This window comes from uncultured Roseovarius sp. (assembly GCF_913057115.1).
Taxonomy (GTDB): Bacteria; Pseudomonadota; Alphaproteobacteria; order Rhodobacterales; family Rhodobacteraceae; genus Roseovarius.
Genome location: NZ_CAJXNN010000033.1, coordinates 1 through 19,483, shown reverse-complemented (window position 1 = coordinate 19,483; position 19,483 = coordinate 1). Strand labels below are relative to the sequence as shown.

Sequence of the window (19,483 nt, the reverse complement as noted above, 5' to 3'; positions counted from 1 at the left end):
TCAAAACGCGAATAGGAGTCCGGGGCATGAGCAAAAGCCTGAAACGCGTCACCTGCGCCTTGGCAGAGGCCGGATGCGAGATCGAGCCGCAGGAAATCGGACAAGCCACCACCGCGCAAATGGCCGCCGATCTGGTCGGTTGCAGGATCGACCAGATCGCCAAGTCGATCATCTTTCGCGGCGATATGTCGGGCGAGGCGGTGCTTTTCGTCACCGCCGGTGGCAATCAGGTGGATGCCGACCGCGCCGCCACCTTGGCGGGCGAACCCTTGGGCAAGGCCGATACAGGGCTTATCCGGGCGCAAACCGGCTTTGCCATTGGCGGGGTCTCGCCCGTGGGGCACCTCACCCCGCCGCGCGCCTTTTTCGACCCGCGGCTTTTGGACTTCGACACGGTCTGGGCCGCCGCTGGCACGCCCCGGCATCTTTTCGGCATCGCCCCCGATCTGCTGCTCAAAATCTCCGGCGCACTCAAGGGCGATTTCACCGCCTGAGCCTGCTTGCAAATCACACCGACGTAATACCGACGTTTTACCGACGCGATACAGACAGGGTTTTTCGCCTTTCTATCAGTGGCTTGCACTCTCAATGTAAAAAACATTCACATAGGCCCTTGCGGCAGTTCGACGGGCACCCCATCTTTGCAATGTGAAAGGAATTCACATCAACCTGACCCAGCAAAAGGACACCGCATATGACCACGCTCGCCTCCTCCGGCCCTGCCTCCCCCTCCGCTCCCATGGGTTGGCTGGCCCGCGCTGAACATTGGCTTGATTCCAAGGGCAAAGCCGCTTGGATCGCGGCCATGGTTCTGGCTTTCATCCTTGTCTGGCCCCTTGGCCTCGCCCTTCTGGCCTATATGATCTGGAGTGGAAAAATGACTTGTAAAAACAAACGCATGGCGCGCAACCTTCATGTCTCTCGCAGCACCGGCAACAGCGCCTTTGACAGCTACAAGGCAGATACCCTGCGCCGCTTGGAAGAAGAGCAAGAGAATTTCGAAGCCTTCCTCCAACGCCTCCGCGACGCCCGCGACAAGGCCGAGTTCGACCAGTTCATGGAAGACCGCGCCAAGGCCGCCGCCGCACCGCATGCGGAAGACGAAACTGAAAAAGCCTGAGAAACCACGGCCCGGGGCCTTCCCCGGGCCGCCGCCGCCCCTTATATCCAAAGCATTATGACCGAGTATTCCTGGCACACCCCCGACCCTGTCACACAGCCCGAGTTCTACCGCGATATCCCGGCCAAACGCCTGATCGCTTGGGTGGTCGATACCATCGTCACCATCGGCTTTTGCCTGCTGATCCTGCCACTGACCGGCTTTCTTGGGGTCTTTGTTTTCCCTGCGCTTTTCCTGACCGTGGGCTTTGCCTACCGCGTTATCACCATCGCCCGTGGCTCGGCCACTTGGGGGATGCGCCTGACAGCCATCGAATTCCGCCGCATGGATGGCCAACCCTTTGATCTTTCAATGGCTTTCCTTCATACGCTTGGCTACAGCGTTAGCATGGCCTTCGTCGTTTTGCAGGTTGTTTCGGTGGTCCTGATGATGACGACAGACCGCGCCCAGGGCCTGACAGATCATGTGCTTGGCACCGTCGCGATCAACCGCAAAGCGCGATCCTGAGTAGGGTCTTGGCGCAGGGCGGGAAGGTTGATATCGTTCCGGTGAAATGCGTCATACACTTCCAATAGCCCCGCAGTTCTATGTAACCGCGCCGCAGCCTTGCCCCTATCTTGAAGGGCGCATGGAGCGCAAGCTGTTCACCGCCCTGCAAGGCGAGGGCGCGCAGCGCCTGCACGACAGCCTGTCCAAGCAAGGATTCCGGCGCTCGCAGAACGTGCTTTACCGGCCCTCCTGCGCCGATTGTGCGGCCTGTTTGTCGGCACGGATCAACGTCAACGATTTCACCGCCAGCAAGAGCCAACGCAAAACAATCAAGCGCAATCAACACCTTATGCGGCGGGCGACCTCGCCCTGGGCGACCGAGGAACAATACGAGCTGTTCCGGCGCTACCTTGAGCACCGCCATGCGAATGGCGGTATGGCGGATATGGACACCTTCGAGTTCGCCGCCATGATCGAGGAAACACCGATCCGCACGCGCGTGGTAGAATATAGCGACGAGGAGGGCAAACTCATCGCGGTCTGCCTGACCGACGTCTTGGACGATGGTGTCAGCATGGTCTATTCCTTCTATGACCCAGACCTGCCACGGCAAAGCCTCGGCACGTATCTTATCTTGGATCACATTGAAATCGCGCGGGAAAATGGGCTGCCGCATGTCTACCTGGGCTACTGGGTGCCCGGCAGTTCCAAGATGGGCTACAAGGCGGCGTTCTCCGGTCTGGAGGTCTACACCGCCGGTCAATGGGAGAAGATGCGAGATCCGGCGGACTACAAGGCCAAATGCCACCCGCTGAGCAACGATCCGATTGCCGAACAGGTGGCCAACATCTCGCTGCCCGATGGCCGCCCCGCCACGCCGCGAAGCCGTTAACCTCTGTACAGTCTGTACGTTCACCCCCTGGTTTTTGTACAGAAGTTCGGGCCTTGGTGCCGCGTCATGTACAACTTGTACAAAAATCTGGCTTAAGTCCCCAAAATGAAAACGCGCGCCCCCGTTCGGGGACGCGCGAAGCATTCAAATCGAACGGCCGATCAATTCGGGATCAGCGCCGGGACGATGGTCACGATCTGCGGGAAGAACCACAGGATCGCCAAGCCCACCACCTGGATCAGGACGAAGGGCGCAACACCGCGATAGATGTGGCCCGTCGTCACCTCCTTCGGTGCGACCCCCCTTAGGTAGAAGAGCGCGAAACCAAAGGGCGGCGTGAGGAAGGAGGTTTGCAGGTTCACCGCAATCATGATGGTCACCCATTTCGGGTCAAACGTCCCGCCATAGATCACCGGCCCAACGATCGGGATGACGATGTAGATGATCTCAAGGAAATCCAGCACGAAGCCCAGCACGAAAAGCACCAGCATCACGATCAGGAAGACCTTGAACTCGTTATCGAAGCTTTTCAGGAATTGCTGGATGTAATGCTCACCCCCGAAAGAGATCACAACAAGGTTCAGAAGCTGCGACCCGATCAGGATGGTAAAGACCATCGAGGTCACCTTGGCAGTCTCGCGCACCACCGGGCTGAGAACCCCGCCTGTGAACAAGACCCAGCAGGAGAACAGCAACCCAAACGCGGCATAGAGATAGGCCGCATAGGCCGCAAAGAAGGCCACCCAGGATTCGAACGGAACATCCTCCTGGTTGATCCGCAGATCGAAATTGATGCCGATCAGGATCGCGATGATCACCGCCAAGGTGGCGAAAATGATGATCTTGCCCGAGCGTTCCTCATCCTGCAGCTTGCGATAGGCCGCCAGCATGATCGCCCCACCCGCGCCAAGCGCGGCGGCAGGGGTCGGGTTGGTGATCCCGCCAAGGATCGAGCCAAGCACCGCCACGATCAGAACCAAGGGCGGGAAAACCACCTTGATCAGCTCGTTCTGCGCCAGACGGCCCGCCGCATGGGTAGTGCCATAAAGCGCCAGGGCCAAGGGGATGGCGAGCATCACAACCGTGGCCCCCGAACTGCTGGACGGCGCGATGAAGAGGATATCGACGATCAGGCCCAAGACCACGCCAAGCGCCCCGACCAGAAGTGGCGCGGGATCGGCCGACGGCTTGATGCCCCGGGCGACCGCCAGGATCAGCGACAACATCAGGAAGATGATCGCGACACCGGTGCCGATGGGGGCCGCTGCGGCCTCTTTCTCGGCCACCTTCTCGGCGATTTGTTCAGGGGAAAGGCGTTCGCTTTCGGCAAGGCCCCCGGCATCGTCGATGGCTTGCTGTTCGGCCACGGCGGCATCCCATGCCTCCTGACCGTGCAGTTCGATCATGCTTTCCTGACATTGCTCAGAGACATTGGTGCGCAGCGAGGCGGTTGTGCCTGCATCGGTGAAGGTATCCACGATCAGGTTTTGCGAGCCAACCACATTCACCTGCCCCAGCAGCATGACACCGGCTATCAGGCCAAGCGGCACACCAAGGAACCATGTGAAGGTTTCGCCACGGGTGCGGGCCTCGCCCTCACCGCCGCCCAATTCCACGGCAGGTGCGCGCGACGGGTAAACCAACGCATAGCCAAAGGCATAAAGCGCATAAAGCAGCGCCAGCATGATCCCCGGCAAAAGGGCCGCTTGGAAGAGCGTGCCGACCGAAACAACCGCCGGTTCGCCCAGATAGGTCAACGCGTCCGAGCACCCGGCCTCCTGCGCGCGGGTCTCCTGCGCGGCGGAATAGAGATCCCCGGCCAGCGTGCCAAGCAGAACGATCACGATGGAGGGTGGAATGATCTGCCCAAGCGTGCCCGAGGCCGAGATCACACCGGTGGCGATCTCGGGGCTGTAGTTGTTGCGCAGCATGGTGGGCAGGCTCAGCAAGCCCATGGTCACCACCGTCGCACCGACAATCCCGGTCGAGGCGGCCAGGAAGGCCCCCACGACAACCACCGACACGGCCAAGCCGCCCGGCAGCGGACCGAAGACCTTGGCCATGGTGGTCAACAGGTCATTGGCGATTTTCGAGCGTTCCAGCGTGATGCCCATCATCACGAACATCAAAACCGCCAGCAGGGTCTCAATCGACTGGCCCGCCAAGACGCGTTCGTTGATGCGGTTGACGATGAAGCTGACGTTGCGGTCAAGCGCGGTTTCCCAGCCTTGCGGGAAGACCGGCATGCCGACCCTTGGTAACTCCGGATGGGTAAAGACCGATATGCTTTCCGGCTTTAGCCCCGTGGCCACCACCGCGCGGAAGGCATCCGACGAGGTGTCGATGGCTTGGTGAATGAGCAAGCCCGCACTGTCGAGGGCCGCGATGATGGTGAAGGAAATAACCCCCGCCCCACCGATGGCAAAGGCCACCGGGAAGCCGGAAAGAATGCCCCCGAAGAGGCAAAGGAATACGATGATCAGGCCGATCTCGACGCCGTCAAGTCCGAATAGCATGTGTCCTGCCCCTTTTAGTGTGTGCCTTCATAGGCTTCTTCGCCCTCGCCAAGGCTGTCCTTGTCGAGGTATTTGTTCGCGCTGGCCTCACCTTCGCGCCACTCAAGGTAGGAGCGATAGAAGAAGGCCACGGCGTGCAGGAAGACCATCCCGGCAAAGGCCACCAGCAGGATCTTGAACAGGAAATAGCCGTTGAAGCCGTTGGGCGAAAAGCCGATGGTCTCCACGTTCCAGCGCAGGGCGCGGGATTTCATCAACAACCGGTCCAGCCCGTCCGAGGCCGAGGGTTTCGGCACGATGAGGTGCCGCCACATGAAATACCAGCCGTACATCCAGGTCAGCACTGCCATGGGCATCATGAAGATGAGCGAGCCGGTCATATCGATCACCCGCTTGGCGCGGTGGCTGATGGCCGAATAGACAAGGTCCACCCGCACATGGCCGCCCTGCACAAAGGTGTAGGTACAGCACAGGGTGACGACGAGCGCGTTATAAAGCTTGAGTTCCTCGGCGTACCAGCTGATGTCGAATTCCAGCGGGATACCGAAGCCAAAGACAATATCGGGCCGGGCAAAGATACGTTGGATAAAGATGATGATGATCTGTTGGATCACCATGATCAGGCCAGCCCAAGCAAAGAACCGCCCCACTGTATTGGCAAAGCCCTCCAACACCCGGACCACGCCCCAAAGAAAGCCGGTTTTCCACATGCCGATTCCGGTGATGACCAGAAAGGCGGTGAAGACCACAAAGAACAGTTCAACCGAGCCGCCGTAGTAGACAAACCGCATGATCGCTTCTTTGTTGGACCAATCCAGCCAAAGGCTGGGATGGGTCAGCGCGTAGCCGAAGTTGTAAAAGGCAAGGCCGATATTCTGGATAAACCAGAGGATTGCGTCCAGCATCGTTCCCCCACGCCCCTCTTGTCTGCGGGCCGATCTGGCGGCCCGGAATTGCAGTGGGCGGGCCTTGGAAGCATCCCAAGGCCCGCCGGATCAAGATTGATCAGGCTGTCGGGCGATTAGCCCAGCACGCGGTCACGCTGTGCACGGTAGGCGCCTTCCGACTTCTGCAGCCACGACGACGAAGCTTTCATCGACGCGGTGTAGTCATCGTAAATTTTCTTATAAAGATCGTCGCCCATGTTCTCCTGATGCACTTCTTCCGAAGCCGCACCGAAGGCATCCCAGACGCTTTCGGGGAATTCCAGCGTCTTTACACCAGCCGATTCAAGGCGCTGCAGGGCGGCACCGTTGTTGTTGAGGAACTGTGCAAGGTTCCACTGGTGCGCCTCGGCCGAGGCGATTTCGACGATCTTCTGTTGTGCCGGGGTCAGGCTGTCAAAGACGTCGCGGTTCATGCCGATCGACAGGCCCGCGCCCGGCTCGTGGAAGCCCGCGGTGTAATAGAACTTGGTGATTTCCTGGAAACCGGCCTTTTCATCGGCCCAAGGCCCGATCCACTCGGTCCCGTCGATCGCACCCGAGGCCAGCGCTTGATACACTTCCGCGCCGGGCAGGTTTTGCACCGATGCGCCCAGTTTCCCAAGGGCTTTGCCGCCAAGGCCGGGCATACGGAACTTCAGGCCGTTGAAATCTTCGGGGCCTTTGATCTCTTTGGCGTACCAGCCGCCCGATTGCGCGCCGGTGTTGCCGCCAAGGAACGACTTGAGGCCGAAAATCTGGCCCAGTTCATCGTGCAGGGCATGGCCGTTGCCGTGGTAGTACCAGTTGGCCAGTTCCTGCGCGGTCATGCCGAAGGGCACCGAGGTGAAGAAGGCGTAACCGGGGTGCTGACCCACAAAGTAGTAGTCGGCACCGTGGTACATGTCGGCCTGACCGGCGGTCACGGCGTCAAAGACTTCGAACGCGCCCACAAGCTCGCCCGCGCCTTTGACCTCAACAGTCAAAGAGCCATCGGCCATGGCGTTGATGTTGTCGGCCACTTTTTGCGCGGCGTCGAACACGCCGGCAAGGCCACGGCCCCATGTGGTGACCATGGTCAGAGTGCGGTTGCCCTGCGCATATGCCGGCGCGGCCAGCGATGTCGCGGCAGCGGCCGAGCCGCCCAGCGCGGTATTTTTAAGGAAAGAACGGCGATCCATGAACTAAATCCTCCCAGATCATTTGATGCACGCGGCCCTCCCGGCAGCGTGCGGATCGTTGCAAGTGGGCCGACCCTAGCGCGGGCATTTCGGCATGGGAATACCTAGTACTGCGTAGAGCGCCGCTAAAATGGTAAGGAAATCTGACCATCCCCGGCCAATTTATGCAGCCAGCGGCGCAATCCTCTGGGATTCGCGCCCGATTCGGCGTATCGATTCGCCCCATGCGACGCCTGCGCGACATGATCCGCCTGAACTATGGGCAAAAGCTGTTTTTGATCGCCACCCTGCCCTTTGTCGTGGCGGCGGTGGTGATTTCCGTTCTGGTGACCTTGCAATCGCGGCAACTGGCCGAACGCGAAATTCAACAGCTTGAGGCACAACTGATCGCCGCAAAGCGAGACGAGTTGCGCAACTACCTTTCGATCGCCCGCAGCGCCATCATCAACACCTATGGACGCGCCGCCCCCGATGATGAACTGGCCAAGCAATTGGTCACCCAAACCCTGTCTGCCCTGCTGTATGGCCAAGACGGATATTTTTTCGTCTACGACTATGACGGCAACAACCTTGTCAGCCCGCGCGAGACCGACCTGATTGGCGCCAACTGGTCTGGCATGACCGACCCCGAGGGCGTGCCCATCACCGATGAATTGATCCGGCTGGCGCGCACCGGCGGCGGTTATCACAGCTATGACTGGCCCAAACCCTCGACCGGGGAAGTGGCGCGCATGATCACCTACGTGATTGGCTTTCAGGATTGGCGTTGGGCCGTGGGCACGGGCGTGTTCGTCGACGATGTAAAGGCAACCGTCGCCGCTTCGCGCGAGCAGGTGGAGGCGCGTATCCAACGCACCTTCCTTTATATCGGGGCGATTACGCTGACCGCCCTGCTGGTGGTCTTTACCTCGGGCCTGTTCATCAACATTCGCGAGAGGCGTCTGGCCGATGCCAAGCTGAAACGCCTGACACAGCGCGTATTCGACGCCCAGGAAGAGGAGCGCAGCCGCGTTGCCCGCGAGCTTCACGACGGCATCAGCCAGATTCTGGTCGGCGTGCGCTATGCGCTGGATGCCGCCAAGCGACGGCTTTCGATGGGCGATGCCCGCGCCTCGGAAAACCTTGACCGGGGGATCGAACACCTCTCGGGTGCGATTCAGGAGGTCCGCCGCATCAGTCGTGATTTGCGCCCCGGCGTATTGGACGATCTGGGCGTCGGCCCCGCCATCAAGGCGCTTGCCGAGGATTTCGGCGAGCGGACTGGTATCAAGGTCGAATTCGAAACCGTGGTCTTCCGCAACCGTCTGGACGACGAGGCCAAGATCGCCCTTTACCGCGTCGCGCAAGAGGCGCTGACCAATATCGAACGCCACGCCCGCGCCAATACCGTGGTAATCGACGTGCGCGGCCACAAACACGGGGCCACATTGCGCATCTCCGACGACGGCTGCGGCATCGACCATGCGCAATCGGCCATGCCTGCCACGGGGCTGGGCCTGCGCAACATGCAAGAACGCATCGAACAGCTTGACGGCACGCTGCGTATCCTGTCCAGCAAGACAGGCACCGTGATTGAAGCCACCGTGCCGCTGACCCATATGCTGACCCCGCAAGACACCACCACCCCTGAAACCAAGGCAAGCGCATGACGACCTTCACCCGCATCGTGATCGTGGATGACCACCCGATGGTCACCGAGGGCATCCAATCCATTCTCGAAAGTTATGAGGATATCGAGGTTCTGGCTTGTCTTTCGGACGGGCAAGAGATCATCGACCGGGTCCAGGAACTCGCCCCGGATGTGATCTTGCTGGATCTCAACATGCCGGGCGTGGGAGGCCTTTCCGCGACGGAAATGGTGCTGGAAAAACGCCCCGATACCCGGATCCTGATCCTGTCGATGCATGACAGCCCGGAATACATCAGCTCAGCTCTCAGCCACGGCGCGATGGGCTATGTCCTCAAGGACGTGCCCACCGACGAGATCAAGCGCGCGATTGACGCGGTGATGGAAGGACAACGCTATCTTTGCACCGGCGCGAAGGGGTCGCTTGCCCCGATGGGCCAACCGGGCCGCGAACAACTGACCAACCGCGAACAGACGATCCTTTTGCAACTGGCGCAGGGCAAATCCAACAAGGAAGTGGCGATTGCCTTGGATATCTCGGTGCGCACCGTGGAAACCCACCGCAAGAACATCAAGCGCAAGCTGGGCATCAGCTCCACCGCCGGCCTGACCCGCTATGCCATGGAACACGGGGTGTTGCAGGGGACGGGAGTGAGCCTCTGAGGGCACCCGCTGCGCCATCGTTAGGCGCATTTGTCAGGACGTGCTACCCTGCCCGTTGCGGCCCAAGCGGAAGGACAGGTCATGCCCCTCAAAGATCACTACGACAATGCGCTCAGCACCTCCTCGCAAGCGGCCCGCACGGCTTATGACGCGGGGCTGGCCGCTTTCCTATCGGGCAATTACGGCGCGGTGGAGCATTTCGAGGTGGCAGTCGCAGCGGACCCCGGCTTCGCCCTCGGCCATGCGGCGCTGGCCCGGGCGCGGATGATGGGCGGCGACATGCCCGGGGCGAAAGCCGCAATATCCACCGCCCAAACCCTCACCGGCAGCCTGAGCGACCGGGAACTGGCGCATATCAACGCCTTCGCCCTGATCCTCGGCGGCCAACCCGAGGCCTGTCGCGAGGCGGTCAAGGCTCACGTCAGCGTCTATCCGCGTGATGCCCTGATCGCACAGCTTTGCACCAATGTTTTCGGCCTTATCGGATTTTCCGGCAAAGTCGGCCGCGAGGCCGAGCTTCTAGCCTATACCGGCGCGCTTCTGCCGCATTACGGCGAGGATTGGTGGATGATGTCCATGCATGCCCTGTCGCTATGCGAAACCGGGCAGACGGAGGCTTCGATCACCCTGATGGAACGCGCGCTTGCGATTGAGCCGCGCAATGCCCAAGGCTCCCATTTCAAGGCCCATGCGCAATATGAGGCGGGCGAAACCGAGGCGGGCCGCGCCTATCTTGAGGAGTGGATGACCGGTTATGATTCCCGTTCGCTCCTGCATGGGCATCTTAGTTGGCATCAGGCGCTTTGGGCTCTTTCCGAAGGCGATGAAGCAGCGATGTGGCGCGTGGTCGATGCCAATGTCGCGCCCGGTGTCACCCATAGCCTGCCGATCAACGTGCTGACCGACACCGCGTCGCTCTACTACCGCGCAGAATTGGCCGGGATGGATGTCTCGCCCGACCGATGGGCCACGCTCAGCGATTACGCGGCGCGGTTTTTCCCCGAGTCCGGGCAAAGTTTTGCCGACCTGCACGCCGCCCTGAGCCACGCCATGGCCGGACAAGGCGCGCGGCTTGCCTATATCGCGGAAAGCGCAAAAGGCTTCGCCGGGGATTTGGTGCGCCCCTTGGCGCGCGCTTTCGGGGCCATCACGCGGGAAAACTGGGCCGAAGCGCTGGACGAGATGACCCCGGCTTTGGCCGAAAGCGAACGGCTGGGCGGTAGCCGCGCACAGCGCGACCTGATCGAACTGACTGCCATAAATCTTCTGCTGCGCCTCGAACGCCCGAAAGAGGCCCGCCGCATGCTGGCGCTACGGCGGCCCGAACTGGCCAAGGCCCCGCCACTGGCGGCCTGGCAGTAGACCCCGGCACCCCAAGCGCCGGGGCCTTGGTGTGGCTTAGCCCACCGGCGCGCCATCCTTGCGCCAGACGGCCACGATGGACGAGCGGGGCAGTTTGCCTTCGCCATCGGGGAACGGCGCGTCGGGGTGTTGGATGCCCACGAACATCGTCCGGCGATCCGCCGACCATGTCAGCCCCGTCACCTCCGAGCCTTTCGGCCCGGTCAGGAAGCGCGCGATCTCACCCGAGACCGGATCACCTACCAGCATCTGGTTGTTGCCCATGCCCTCGAACTCGCCTTCGTTGCTGTCATCGCCATCGGTCTGAATCCAGACCAGCCCGGCGCTGTCGAAGGCCATGCCATCGGGGGAGTTGAACATATTCCCCGCCGTCACATTCTCGGAGCCCCCATAGACATTGTCATAGACCTCCGGGTTGCCCGCCATGACATAGAGATCCCACTCAAACGTATCGGCGGCATGATCGTCATCGGCAGGCCGCCAGCGGACGATTTGACCATATTTGTTGGTTTCACGCGGGTTGGGGCCGTTCACCGGGGTTTCATCGCCGCCCGCATTGGGCTTCACGCCCCGGTTCTTGTTGTTGGTCAGGCAGCAATAGGCCTCGACCGCGTGGGGGTTGGCGGCGATCCATTCGGGGCGGTCCATGGTGGTGGCCCCCACCGCCGATCCGGCTTTGCGCGCGAAGATCAGCACTTCGGCCAAGCTGTCCATGCCCGTGGTCTCGGGCGTCAGGGCCAACCACTCCCCGGTGCCGTCCTCGTGGAACTTGGCCACATAGAGCGTGCCATCGTCCAACAGCCCTTCGGTCGGCCCGCCGGGAGTGTAGCTGCCGTTGGAGACAAAGCGATACAGGAACTCGCCCCGTTCATCATCGCCCATGTAGACCACGACGCGGCCATCGGGGGCCAGCACCACCTCGGCGTTCTCATGCTTGAAACGGCCAAGGCCGGTGTGCTTGACCGGGGTGCTGTCGGGCTTGGCGGGGTCAATCTCCACGACCCAGCCCGCGCGGTGCGGCTCATGCGGGTTTTTCGACACGTCGAACCGGGCATCCCACTTGTGGTAGTCATAGCCCCAGCCATCGGTGCCGATGCCATAGCGGGCATAGCCGGCGTCCAGTTGCACGGGCTTTTGATCCTGCGCCTCTTCGGTAGAGCCAAAGTAGCCGTTGAAGTTCTCTTCGCAGGTCAGGTAGGTGCCCCAAGGTGTGCGCCCCGAGCCACAGTTATTGAGCGTGCCAAGCGCGCGGGTGCCGGTTGGGTCGGCCTCGGTTTTCATCAGGTCATGGCCTGCGGCGGGGCCTGCGATGTCCATCGGGGTCAGATGGGTGATGCGGCGGTTATAGGGGCTGTCTTGGACAACCTGCCAGCCGCCCTCGCCCCGGGTCACCTCCATCACCGCGACGCCTTGCAGTTTTTGTAGCTTTTCAACATCCTCGGCCCCGGTCGGCACGCCCTTATCGGCGTGGGGCAGGTTGACGTCGCGGTTGGTGTATTCATGGTTCACCGCGATCACCTCGCGGCCATCCACCACGAAGCTTTCCATGCCATCGGTGTTTTCGCCAAAGACGCGGTCGGCCGAGGCCGCATCGCCACCCGTCGCGTGATCGAAGGCGGGCGCATCCGAAAACAACGGATCCCCCCAGCGGACCAGCACATCCCATTCATAGCCCTCGGGGACGTGAATGGTGTTGTCGGTCTGAATACCAATCGGCGTGAAGGCGAAACGCCCGCCCTCTTTCGCCGCCGCTTGGCCCGGAACCAAGCCCGCGCCCATCACCGCAGCGCCTGAGCCGAAGGCCAAAAGCCCGCTCAGAAACCCCCGCCGCGACAGCGCCGCCTCGACCACCCGGTCGAAGTCGCATTCATCGGGGCGCGGGAAAGTCATCTCGTCCCAGTCATCTGCCGAAATCTTGTTCAGGTCCACGTCTTTCATGGTCATCCCCTGTTTGGTTGGAGTGAAACGCTAGACCAGAACCATGCGCGATTCGCGTAACAAGGCTGCGTCACAGGTGTTTTGACCAAAGAATGCTGCGTTGCCGCGCCGGTTCAATATGGATGAGGGGCGCTGCCCCGTTTGGGCCTCAATCGCTCCCCCGGAGCGATTGCAAGACGGCCCAAACTGCCCGGGGTGTTTGCGCCCCAAAAAAAATCCTGCGGGATCGGCGTCTTCTTGGCAAAAATACTCTGGCAGAAAGCGGTATCAGCGCAAAGCGCGCAATAAATGCAAAGATCACGCCTGCCGCGCGACACTTTTTTCGCAAAACGCGGTTGACGCCCCCTGCCCCCGCTCCTAATGTCCCGCGCACGCACACCAAGGAGTCGGCCTTATGGCATCGCTAGTGGTAATCGTAGGAACATGGCGCATGGGCCGGTAACGGACACCATAATGGTCCCCCATGCGCCCCCGAAAACCTCGGGGGCTTTTTTGTGTGCAGACAATGTATTGACGTCATGAACGGAGCAAGCAAATGACACGTCAGATGACCGGAGCGAAAATGGTGGTTCAGGCTTTGAAGGATCAAGGCGTGGACGTCGTATTCGGATACCCTGGCGGGGCTGTCCTACCGATTTATGACGAGATCTTTCAGCAAAACGATATTCGCCATGTCTTGGTGCGCCACGAACAGGGCGCTGTGCATGCCGCCGAAGGCTATGCGCGATCGACCGGCAAGCCGGGTGTGGCGCTGGTCACCTCGGGGCCGGGCGCCACCAATGCGGTGACCGGCCTGACCGATGCGCTGATGGATTCCATTCCGATTGTCGTTTTGTCGGGTCAGGTGCCGACCTTCATGATCGGCAACGACGCCTTCCAGGAGGCTGATACCGTCGGCATCACCCGCCCCTGCACCAAGCACAATTGGCTGGTCTCGGACACCAAGGCGCTGGCCGATACCTTGCATCAGGCCTTTCATGTGGCCACCAGTGGGCGGCCCGGTCCGGTTCTGGTGGACCTGCCCAAGGACGTGCAGTTTGCCAGCGCCGATTACACCGCCCCGCGCGAGGCCAAGACCAGCCATTATCAGCCGCAGGTCAAGGGCGATCTGGAGGAAATCACCGAATTGGTCGAGGCCATCGAGACCGCCAAGCGCCCGGTGTTTTACACCGGCGGCGGCGTGATCAACTCGGGCCCGGCGGCCAGCCAGCTTTTGCGCGAATTGGTCGAGGCCACGGGCATCCCCATCACCTCGACCCTGATGGGCCTTGGGGCCTACCCCGCCTCGGGCGACAAATGGCTGGGTATGTTGGGGATGCACGGGCTGTACGAGGCCAACATGGCGATGCACGACTGTGACCTGATGATCAACATCGGGGCGCGGTTTGACGACCGGATCACCGGCCGTGTCGATGCCTTCAGCCCCAAGTCGACCAAAGCGCATATCGATATCGACCCGTCGTCGATCAACAAGGTGATCAAGACCGATATCCCGATCATCGGCGATATTGCCCATGTACTGGAAGACGTGTTGAAAATCTGGAAATCGCGGGGCCGCAAGGTCAACCGCGAGGGCCTGCAAAAATGGTGGACGCAGATCGAAGAGTGGAAAAAGATCAACTGCCTCGCCTTCACCCAGACAGGCAAAACGATCAAACCGCAATACGCCATGCAGCGGCTTGAGGAGCTGACCAAGGGCCATGATCGCTATGTCTGCACCGAGGTGGGCCAGCACCAGATGTGGGCGGCACAATACATCGGGTTTGAGGACCCCAACCGCTGGATGACCTCCGGTGGCCTTGGCACCATGGGCTATGGCTTCCCGGCCTCGGTCGGTGTGCAGATGGCCCACCCTGACGCCTTGGTGATCAACGTGGCGGGCGAAGCCTCGTGGCTGATGAACATGCAGGAAATGGGCACCGCGGTGCAATACCGTTTGCCCGTCAAGCAGTTCATCCTCAACAACGAACGCCTCGGCATGGTCCGCCAGTGGCAGGAATTGCTGCACGGGGAGCGCTATTCGTCAAGCTGGTCCGAGGCGCTGCCCGATTTCGTCAAGCTGGCCGAGGCCTTTGGCGCCAAGGGAATCTTGTGCCAAGATCCCGCCGATCTGGACGATGCGATCATGGAGATGATCAACCACGACGGGCCGGTGATCTTCGATTGCCTTGTCGAGAAGCACGAAAACTGCTTCCCGATGATCCCCTCGGGCGAGCCGCACAACAAAATGCTGCTGGGCGAGAACGCCTCGACCAAGGATGCGATCAAGGAAGGCGGCGCGGTGCTGGTCTAACCAGCGCCGAGCTGCATTCCTTGCACAAAAGGATCACCTGTTGAAACTTCTCTTGCACAAGATCTCGGGCCGCAAATGGAAGCCAGCCAAACCGAACAGCCGCTGGCAGGATAATCCACGGTTCGTCGAGTATTTCCAGACGCAGATGAGTACAGCCCATGAAACCGGCTATGCCGGGGCCTTGCGCTCTGCCACGGGAGACCGCCCTTTGCCCCGGGCTGTTTCGGTCGGCGCGGGTAAGGGCAACAAGGAGCGTGCGTTGGTCAAGGCCGGGCTGGTCGAGCACTTCGATCTTTACGAGGTATCCGCCGACCGCATAGCTGAGTCACAAAGGCTCGCCGCCGAGGAAGGTCTGTCGGCGAATTTTGACGAGCATCTGGCCGATGCCTTGGAAGAGGACATCGTGGAACGCTACGATCTTGTGCTATGGCTCTCCGCTTTGCATCATATGTTTGATGTCGATAAAGCCTTGGAATGGTCTGTGCGCGCCTTGAAGCCCGGCGGGTTCCTGTTGATTTACGAATACGTAGGCCCGACGCGCTTGCAATGGCACCCGACCGAGACACGATGTGCACGCCGGTTTCTAAAGGAAAACCACGATCTGGTCGGCGTCGACCCCAAACGAGTGCGCCGCGGCACGACATTCCGCCGTTACAAGCAATTCCTGCGCGACCCGTCCGAGGCACCGCAAAGCAACCTTATCCCTGCGGCCTACGAACGTCATACAGGCGAAGCAATGCAGATTCTCGGCGGATCGGCAATACACCTATGTGGCGGGTTCGTCACCGGGCTTGAAGATCAAGACCCCACGATACATGACCGCGTGATCGCGCTCGATAAGGATCTACGTAACCAGGGCCACTATCATTTCGGCTACGGTCTTTGGCAGAAACCCACCTGAGCAGCGCCCACAACAACCGGAGACAGAGCATGTCAGCCCTAAAAATCAAAAAAGGCTCGTCTAAGCATTCGGCCTATAACCTACGGCCCAATTTCTCGGACGTCAGTGAAACCCACACCCTTGCCGTGATCGTCGATAACGAACCGGGTGTTCTGGCCCGCGTGATCGGGTTGTTCTCGGGGCGAGGCTACAACATCGACAGCCTGACCGTGGCTGAGGTGGACCATACCGGCCACACCAGCCGGATCACCATCGTTACCACCGGCACCCCGCAGGTGATCGAGCAGATCAAGGCACAGCTGGGCCGCATCGTGCCGGTGCACGAGGTGCATGACCTCACCGTGGACGGCAAATCGGTGGAACGCGAATTGGCGCTTTTGAAGGTTGAAGGGGACGGCGACAAGCGGGTCGAAGCCTTGCGTCTTGCCGATATCTTTCGCGCCAATGCCGTGGACAGCACCCTTGGCAGCTTTGTCTTTGAGATCACCGGCACGCCGGACAAGATCGACGCCTTCGCCGAGTTGATGCGCCCCTTGGGGCTGACCGAAATCGCGCGTACCGGCGTGGCCGCCCTGTCTCGCGGGATTTAAACGGGCATCACAGAGGCCGTCGCTTAACCTGTCGATCTATGCAACTTGCCAGGAAACGCCGCGACCTTGCGGCGCGGGTGCCAGGGGAACAACCTTGCCGGAATTCCTGCGCCGGTTCGAACGCCCCTCGCAGGGGGCAGCCGCGCCATGGCGCTCGCCTTCGCGGGCCAGATCAACGGCAAGCGACGGGTATTGCTCACTCGCCACAACCTGCGGGTTGCTCACAATCCGCATGCGTTTGCCTTCACTGACATCGAAGCGCACCAAGTCACCCGGGTCCAGAGACCTGCCGGCTTGCACCTTTGGCTCTGCCCCATCGTAATAAGCCAGATCGCCATGGTCCTCACACCAAATGACAGCGCGATTCTCTTGGCGATCGCTCCAAAGAACGACTCCGTACATTTTCCCCTCACAAATTCTTCCTACACACGAATATTGTCCTGACACGAGGGTGAAATGTGTAGTGAAAGTTTCGTATCGATATGAACTTATTTGTGTCAGATTAGTGGCACAATGACGCGTTTTAGCGTCAAATATGGCGTGATTTGGGCATCTCGCCATTGGCCCCTCCGAAAAAAACACGTATACGTTGATCGTTATACGAGTCGAGGAACTGCAGCAGGACCACCAGTATGGGCCAACCGAATGCCAGCCCTACACATGCCAAAAGAAAAGACCCTGCCAAGCTTCGCGGAATGTTCGGGCGGAACCTGCAAATCCTTTCGGCCCCCTACCCATCGATCTCGGCGCTGTGCCGCAAGCTTGGCATCAACCGCACGCAATTCAACCGTTACCTCGCGGGGGAGAGCTTTCCCCGCCCCGACGTCCTGCATCGTATCTGCACGTTCTTCGATGTCGACGCCCGCATCCTTCTGGAACCGGTGGAAGCCCTGACCACAACGGCCAGCGACCTGCTCAACCACCCTGACCTTGAAGGGTTCTTCGGGCGCGAGCCATTGGACATTCCGGAAAGCGTCTTTCCAAGTGGTTTCTATCAATTCGTTCGCCGCAGCTTCATCGACGAAACACGCTTCGTGCTTGGACTGATCTTCGTAAAGCGGCGCGATGGCTATACCTTGCTGCGCGGCTACGAACCGCGCGAGGCGATGCGCCTTCAGGGGTTGTCGGTGGCCCCCCCGAACCGGGAGTTTCGCGGCCTCATCCTGCGCCAGCAGGAAGGTGTCATGGCGCTGGCGACCCACCGTGACACCCTCTCGTGTTCATTCAACTTCCTGAGCCGCCAATCCTCGTTCCAGCCCAACATCTGGGAAGGCTATGCCGCGCGCACGATCCGCGAAAGCGTTTCGGGCAACAGGGCCACACGCATGGTCTATGAACACCTTGGCCGCTTCTCGGATCAGGTGCTAAAAACCGCGCGCCGGGCGGGCCTTGTAACCCAAGATGCGGTGCCGGAATACCACCGGCGGCTCTTGCGACTGGATCAGGAATTTCGATAAAACCTGTCGCCTTGAGGAAACTCAGGTCGTGAACTGTCGGTTTCACCGCGCGTTTTTCTGGTGTCTGGAGGTTATACCAACATCCAGGAGATCACGATGACGCAGACCGTCACAGACCTGTCGAACGTGCGCAACAGCGTGGAAAAGGCCAATGGCCTGCCCAATGAGCACTATATCGACGAGCGGGTCTTCCAAGAAGAAAAACAGGCGCTTCTGTTCTCGCAATGGGCCGGTCTGGCCGTCGCCGCCGATGTTCCGGAGCCCGGCGATGCGGTGCCGATGGAATTCCTCGGCATGCCACTCTTGCTGCTTCGCGACAAGGAAGGTCACGTGCGGGTGTTCCAAAACATCTGCCGCCACCGTGGCATGATCCTTGTGGAAGAGCCGCGCAAGATCGAAGGTGCCATTCGCTGCCCCTATCACTCGTGGTGCTATTCGACCAAGGGCAACCTTGTCTCCACGCCCCATGTGGGCGGCCCCGGCCACAACACCCACGAGGCGATCAAACGCGACGATCTGGGTCTCATTGAAGTCCGCAGCCATATCTGGCGCGATGTGGTCTGGATCAACGTGTCGGGCGATGCCCCCGCCTTCGAGGAGGCCATGGCCGACGTCATGCAGCGTTGGGCCGAGTTTGAACTGCCCCTCTACCACGGCGGCCACGACAGCCGGTTTGAACTTGAAGTGCAAACCAACTGGAAACTCGCGGTGGAAAACTACTGCGAAAGCTATCACCTGCCTTGGGTCCATCCGGGCCTGAACAGCTATTCCAAGCTGGAAGATCACTACAACATCGAAAAGCCCGGCGAATATTCGGGCCAAGGCACCATGGTCTACCGCCAGCTCACCAACGAAAACGGCGAAAAATTCCCCGATTTCGCAGATGTCGGTGCCAAGTGGAACGAACAGGCCGAATATATCGCCGTCTACCCCAACGTCCTTTTGGGCACCCACCGCGACCACGCCTTCGCCATCATCCTCGAGCCGAAAGGCCCAGAGAAAACCGTGGAGCATATTCACCTCTACTACGCTGTTCCACAAAGCGACGAGGGCCTGCGCATGCGCAATACCCAGCTTTGGAAAACCGTGTTCGAGGAAGACATCTTCGTGGTCGAAGGTATGCAACGCGGCCGGCACGCCGCCAATTTCGACGGCGGCCGCTTCAGCCCCGCCATGGATGGCCCAACGCATAACTTCCACGACTGGGTGGCAAGCAAGGTCGAAACCCACCGCGCGAAAGCAAAGGCCGCAGAATGAAGGATCTGGACACCCGCATGATCACCGCCCACGAGGCCAACGACCGCATGGCGCTGATCAAGCTCTATGCCGAGGCCGCCAATGGTGCGAATGATCTGGATGCCTCGTGCTTTTACCTGACGCATGCCTATGTCTTCGCGCTGGAAGCCGGTGCGCCACAGGCCAAAGACCTGCACGCGCAACTGGTTCAACACGGGCGCGAGGCATAGCAGGCAGCCAAAGCGTTTCGAAACGCTTTGGACAACGCAAATTCGAATTTGCGTGCAAAGCGCCT

General features: G+C 60.4%; 18 protein-coding genes. 14 read left to right on the top strand and 4 right to left on the bottom strand.

What is annotated here, in order from left to right; genetic code table 11:
- The first annotated feature begins 26 nt into the window (after nt 1-26).
- The 4 genes from QZ498_RS13240 to QZ498_RS13225 all read left to right on the top strand — a co-directional run bounded on the left by QZ498_RS13240 (nt 27) and on the right by QZ498_RS13225 (nt 2,501).
- The gene (locus QZ498_RS13240; RefSeq protein WP_294622996.1) at nt 27-494 is read left to right on the top strand and encodes a YbaK/EbsC family protein; all 468 of its coding nucleotides are present in this window, start codon (nt 27-29) and stop codon (nt 492-494) included.
- Nucleotides 495-694: 200 nt separating this feature from the next.
- Nucleotides 695-1,120 carry a DUF2852 domain-containing protein gene (locus tag QZ498_RS13235; protein WP_294622994.1) on the top strand — a complete coding sequence of 142 codons (426 nt, stop codon included), beginning with the start codon at nt 695-697 and terminating at the stop codon, nt 1,118-1,120.
- Between the two features lie 57 nt (nt 1,121-1,177).
- Complete coding sequence (locus tag QZ498_RS13230) at nt 1,178-1,627, top strand: RDD family protein (protein WP_294622992.1); 450 nt, start codon at nt 1,178-1,180, stop codon at nt 1,625-1,627.
- A gap of 46 nt (nt 1,628-1,673) precedes the next feature.
- A complete protein-coding gene (locus QZ498_RS13225; protein ID WP_294622990.1) occupies nt 1,674-2,501 on the top strand; it encodes an arginyltransferase in 828 nt (275 codons plus the stop codon).
- A gap of 161 nt (nt 2,502-2,662) precedes the next feature.
- Here the strand turns inward: QZ498_RS13225 and QZ498_RS13220 are convergent, their stop codons facing one another.
- The 3 genes from QZ498_RS13220 to QZ498_RS13210 all read right to left on the bottom strand — a co-directional run bounded on the left by QZ498_RS13220 (nt 2,663) and on the right by QZ498_RS13210 (nt 7,121).
- Complete coding sequence (locus QZ498_RS13220; protein WP_294622988.1) at nt 2,663-5,017, bottom strand: TRAP transporter large permease subunit; 2,355 nt, start codon at nt 5,015-5,017, stop codon at nt 2,663-2,665.
- Between the two features lie 14 nt (nt 5,018-5,031).
- A complete protein-coding gene (locus QZ498_RS13215; RefSeq protein WP_294622986.1) occupies nt 5,032-5,922 on the bottom strand; it encodes a TRAP transporter small permease subunit in 891 nt (296 codons plus the stop codon).
- A 116-nt stretch (nt 5,923-6,038) separates the two neighbouring features.
- Nucleotides 6,039-7,121 (bottom strand): TRAP transporter substrate-binding protein, encoded by a 1,083-nt coding sequence (locus QZ498_RS13210; RefSeq protein WP_294622985.1) that lies wholly within the window; start codon nt 7,119-7,121, stop codon nt 6,039-6,041.
- A gap of 224 nt (nt 7,122-7,345) precedes the next feature.
- On the opposite strand from QZ498_RS13210, the gene QZ498_RS13205 reads away from it, so the two are divergent.
- The 3 genes from QZ498_RS13205 to QZ498_RS13195 all read left to right on the top strand — a co-directional run bounded on the left by QZ498_RS13205 (nt 7,346) and on the right by QZ498_RS13195 (nt 10,773).
- A complete protein-coding gene (locus tag QZ498_RS13205) occupies nt 7,346-8,770 on the top strand; it encodes a cache domain-containing protein (protein ID WP_294622983.1) in 1,425 nt (474 codons plus the stop codon).
- On the top strand, nt 8,767-9,411 hold the full coding sequence (locus tag QZ498_RS13200; protein WP_294622981.1) for a response regulator transcription factor: 645 nt from the start codon (nt 8,767-8,769) through the stop codon (nt 9,409-9,411). The genes QZ498_RS13205 and QZ498_RS13200 overlap by 4 nt, the downstream gene beginning before the upstream one ends.
- A gap of 81 nt (nt 9,412-9,492) precedes the next feature.
- Nucleotides 9,493-10,773 (top strand): tetratricopeptide repeat protein, encoded by a 1,281-nt coding sequence (locus tag QZ498_RS13195; protein ID WP_294622979.1) that lies wholly within the window; start codon nt 9,493-9,495, stop codon nt 10,771-10,773.
- A 36-nt stretch (nt 10,774-10,809) separates the two neighbouring features.
- On the opposite strand, the gene QZ498_RS13190 is transcribed toward QZ498_RS13195, so the two are convergent.
- Complete coding sequence (locus tag QZ498_RS13190; RefSeq protein ID WP_294622977.1) at nt 10,810-12,711, bottom strand: PhoX family phosphatase; 1,902 nt, start codon at nt 12,709-12,711, stop codon at nt 10,810-10,812.
- 535 nt (nt 12,712-13,246) lie between these two features.
- Here QZ498_RS13190 and QZ498_RS13185 point away from each other — a divergent pair.
- The 7 genes from QZ498_RS13185 to QZ498_RS13155 all read left to right on the top strand — a co-directional run bounded on the left by QZ498_RS13185 (nt 13,247) and on the right by QZ498_RS13155 (nt 19,418).
- Nucleotides 13,247-15,004, top strand: a complete 1,758-nt coding sequence (locus QZ498_RS13185) for an acetolactate synthase 3 large subunit (RefSeq protein ID WP_294622975.1) — start codon at nt 13,247-13,249, stop codon at nt 15,002-15,004.
- Nucleotides 15,005-15,044: 40 nt separating this feature from the next.
- Complete coding sequence (locus QZ498_RS13180) at nt 15,045-15,905, top strand: class I SAM-dependent methyltransferase (RefSeq protein WP_294622973.1); 861 nt, start codon at nt 15,045-15,047, stop codon at nt 15,903-15,905.
- A gap of 29 nt (nt 15,906-15,934) precedes the next feature.
- A complete protein-coding gene (gene ilvN, locus QZ498_RS13175; protein ID WP_294622971.1) occupies nt 15,935-16,495 on the top strand; it encodes an acetolactate synthase small subunit in 561 nt (186 codons plus the stop codon).
- A 147-nt stretch (nt 16,496-16,642) separates the two neighbouring features.
- Entirely contained in the window at nt 16,643-16,939 is a 297-nt protein-coding gene (locus QZ498_RS13170; protein WP_294622969.1) for a hypothetical protein, read from the top strand.
- Nucleotides 16,940-17,190: 251 nt separating this feature from the next.
- Nucleotides 17,191-17,952 carry a helix-turn-helix transcriptional regulator gene (locus tag QZ498_RS13165; protein ID WP_294622967.1) on the top strand — a complete coding sequence of 254 codons (762 nt, stop codon included), beginning with the start codon at nt 17,191-17,193 and terminating at the stop codon, nt 17,950-17,952.
- Between the two features lie 96 nt (nt 17,953-18,048).
- The gene (locus QZ498_RS13160) at nt 18,049-19,209 is read left to right on the top strand and encodes an aromatic ring-hydroxylating dioxygenase subunit alpha (protein WP_294622965.1); all 1,161 of its coding nucleotides are present in this window, start codon (nt 18,049-18,051) and stop codon (nt 19,207-19,209) included.
- Nucleotides 19,206-19,418, top strand: a complete 213-nt coding sequence (locus QZ498_RS13155) for a hypothetical protein (RefSeq protein ID WP_294622963.1) — start codon at nt 19,206-19,208, stop codon at nt 19,416-19,418. The genes QZ498_RS13160 and QZ498_RS13155 overlap by 4 nt, the downstream gene beginning before the upstream one ends.
- Nucleotides 19,419-19,483 lie beyond the last annotated feature (65 nt).

What these genes read in the sequence shown, in the direction of transcription:
- QZ498_RS13240 (WP_294622996.1), top strand. Translation starts at nt 27, where the DNA reads ATGAGCAAAAGCCTGAAACGCGTCACCTGCGCCTTGGCAGAGGCCGGA.
- QZ498_RS13235 (WP_294622994.1), top strand. Translation starts at nt 695, where the DNA reads ATGACCACGCTCGCCTCCTCCGGCCCTGCCTCCCCCTCCGCTCCCATG.
- QZ498_RS13230 (WP_294622992.1), top strand. Translation starts at nt 1,178, where the DNA reads ATGACCGAGTATTCCTGGCACACCCCCGACCCTGTCACACAGCCCGAG.
- QZ498_RS13225 (WP_294622990.1), top strand. Translation starts at nt 1,674, where the DNA reads ATGCGTCATACACTTCCAATAGCCCCGCAGTTCTATGTAACCGCGCCG.
- QZ498_RS13220 (WP_294622988.1), bottom strand. Translation starts at nt 5,017, where the DNA reads ATGCTATTCGGACTTGACGGCGTCGAGATCGGCCTGATCATCGTATTC.
- QZ498_RS13215 (WP_294622986.1), bottom strand. Translation starts at nt 5,922, where the DNA reads ATGCTGGACGCAATCCTCTGGTTTATCCAGAATATCGGCCTTGCCTTT.
- QZ498_RS13210 (WP_294622985.1), bottom strand. Translation starts at nt 7,121, where the DNA reads ATGGATCGCCGTTCTTTCCTTAAAAATACCGCGCTGGGCGGCTCGGCC.
- QZ498_RS13205 (WP_294622983.1), top strand. Translation starts at nt 7,346, where the DNA reads ATGCGACGCCTGCGCGACATGATCCGCCTGAACTATGGGCAAAAGCTG.
- QZ498_RS13200 (WP_294622981.1), top strand. Translation starts at nt 8,767, where the DNA reads ATGACGACCTTCACCCGCATCGTGATCGTGGATGACCACCCGATGGTC.
- QZ498_RS13195 (WP_294622979.1), top strand. Translation starts at nt 9,493, where the DNA reads ATGCCCCTCAAAGATCACTACGACAATGCGCTCAGCACCTCCTCGCAA.
- QZ498_RS13190 (WP_294622977.1), bottom strand. Translation starts at nt 12,711, where the DNA reads ATGAAAGACGTGGACCTGAACAAGATTTCGGCAGATGACTGGGACGAG.
- QZ498_RS13185 (WP_294622975.1), top strand. Translation starts at nt 13,247, where the DNA reads ATGACACGTCAGATGACCGGAGCGAAAATGGTGGTTCAGGCTTTGAAG.
- ilvN (WP_294622971.1), top strand. Translation starts at nt 15,935, where the DNA reads ATGTCAGCCCTAAAAATCAAAAAAGGCTCGTCTAAGCATTCGGCCTAT.
- QZ498_RS13170 (WP_294622969.1), top strand. Translation starts at nt 16,643, where the DNA reads ATGGCGCTCGCCTTCGCGGGCCAGATCAACGGCAAGCGACGGGTATTG.
- QZ498_RS13165 (WP_294622967.1), top strand. Translation starts at nt 17,191, where the DNA reads ATGTTCGGGCGGAACCTGCAAATCCTTTCGGCCCCCTACCCATCGATC.
- QZ498_RS13160 (WP_294622965.1), top strand. Translation starts at nt 18,049, where the DNA reads ATGACGCAGACCGTCACAGACCTGTCGAACGTGCGCAACAGCGTGGAA.
- QZ498_RS13155 (WP_294622963.1), top strand. Translation starts at nt 19,206, where the DNA reads ATGAAGGATCTGGACACCCGCATGATCACCGCCCACGAGGCCAACGAC.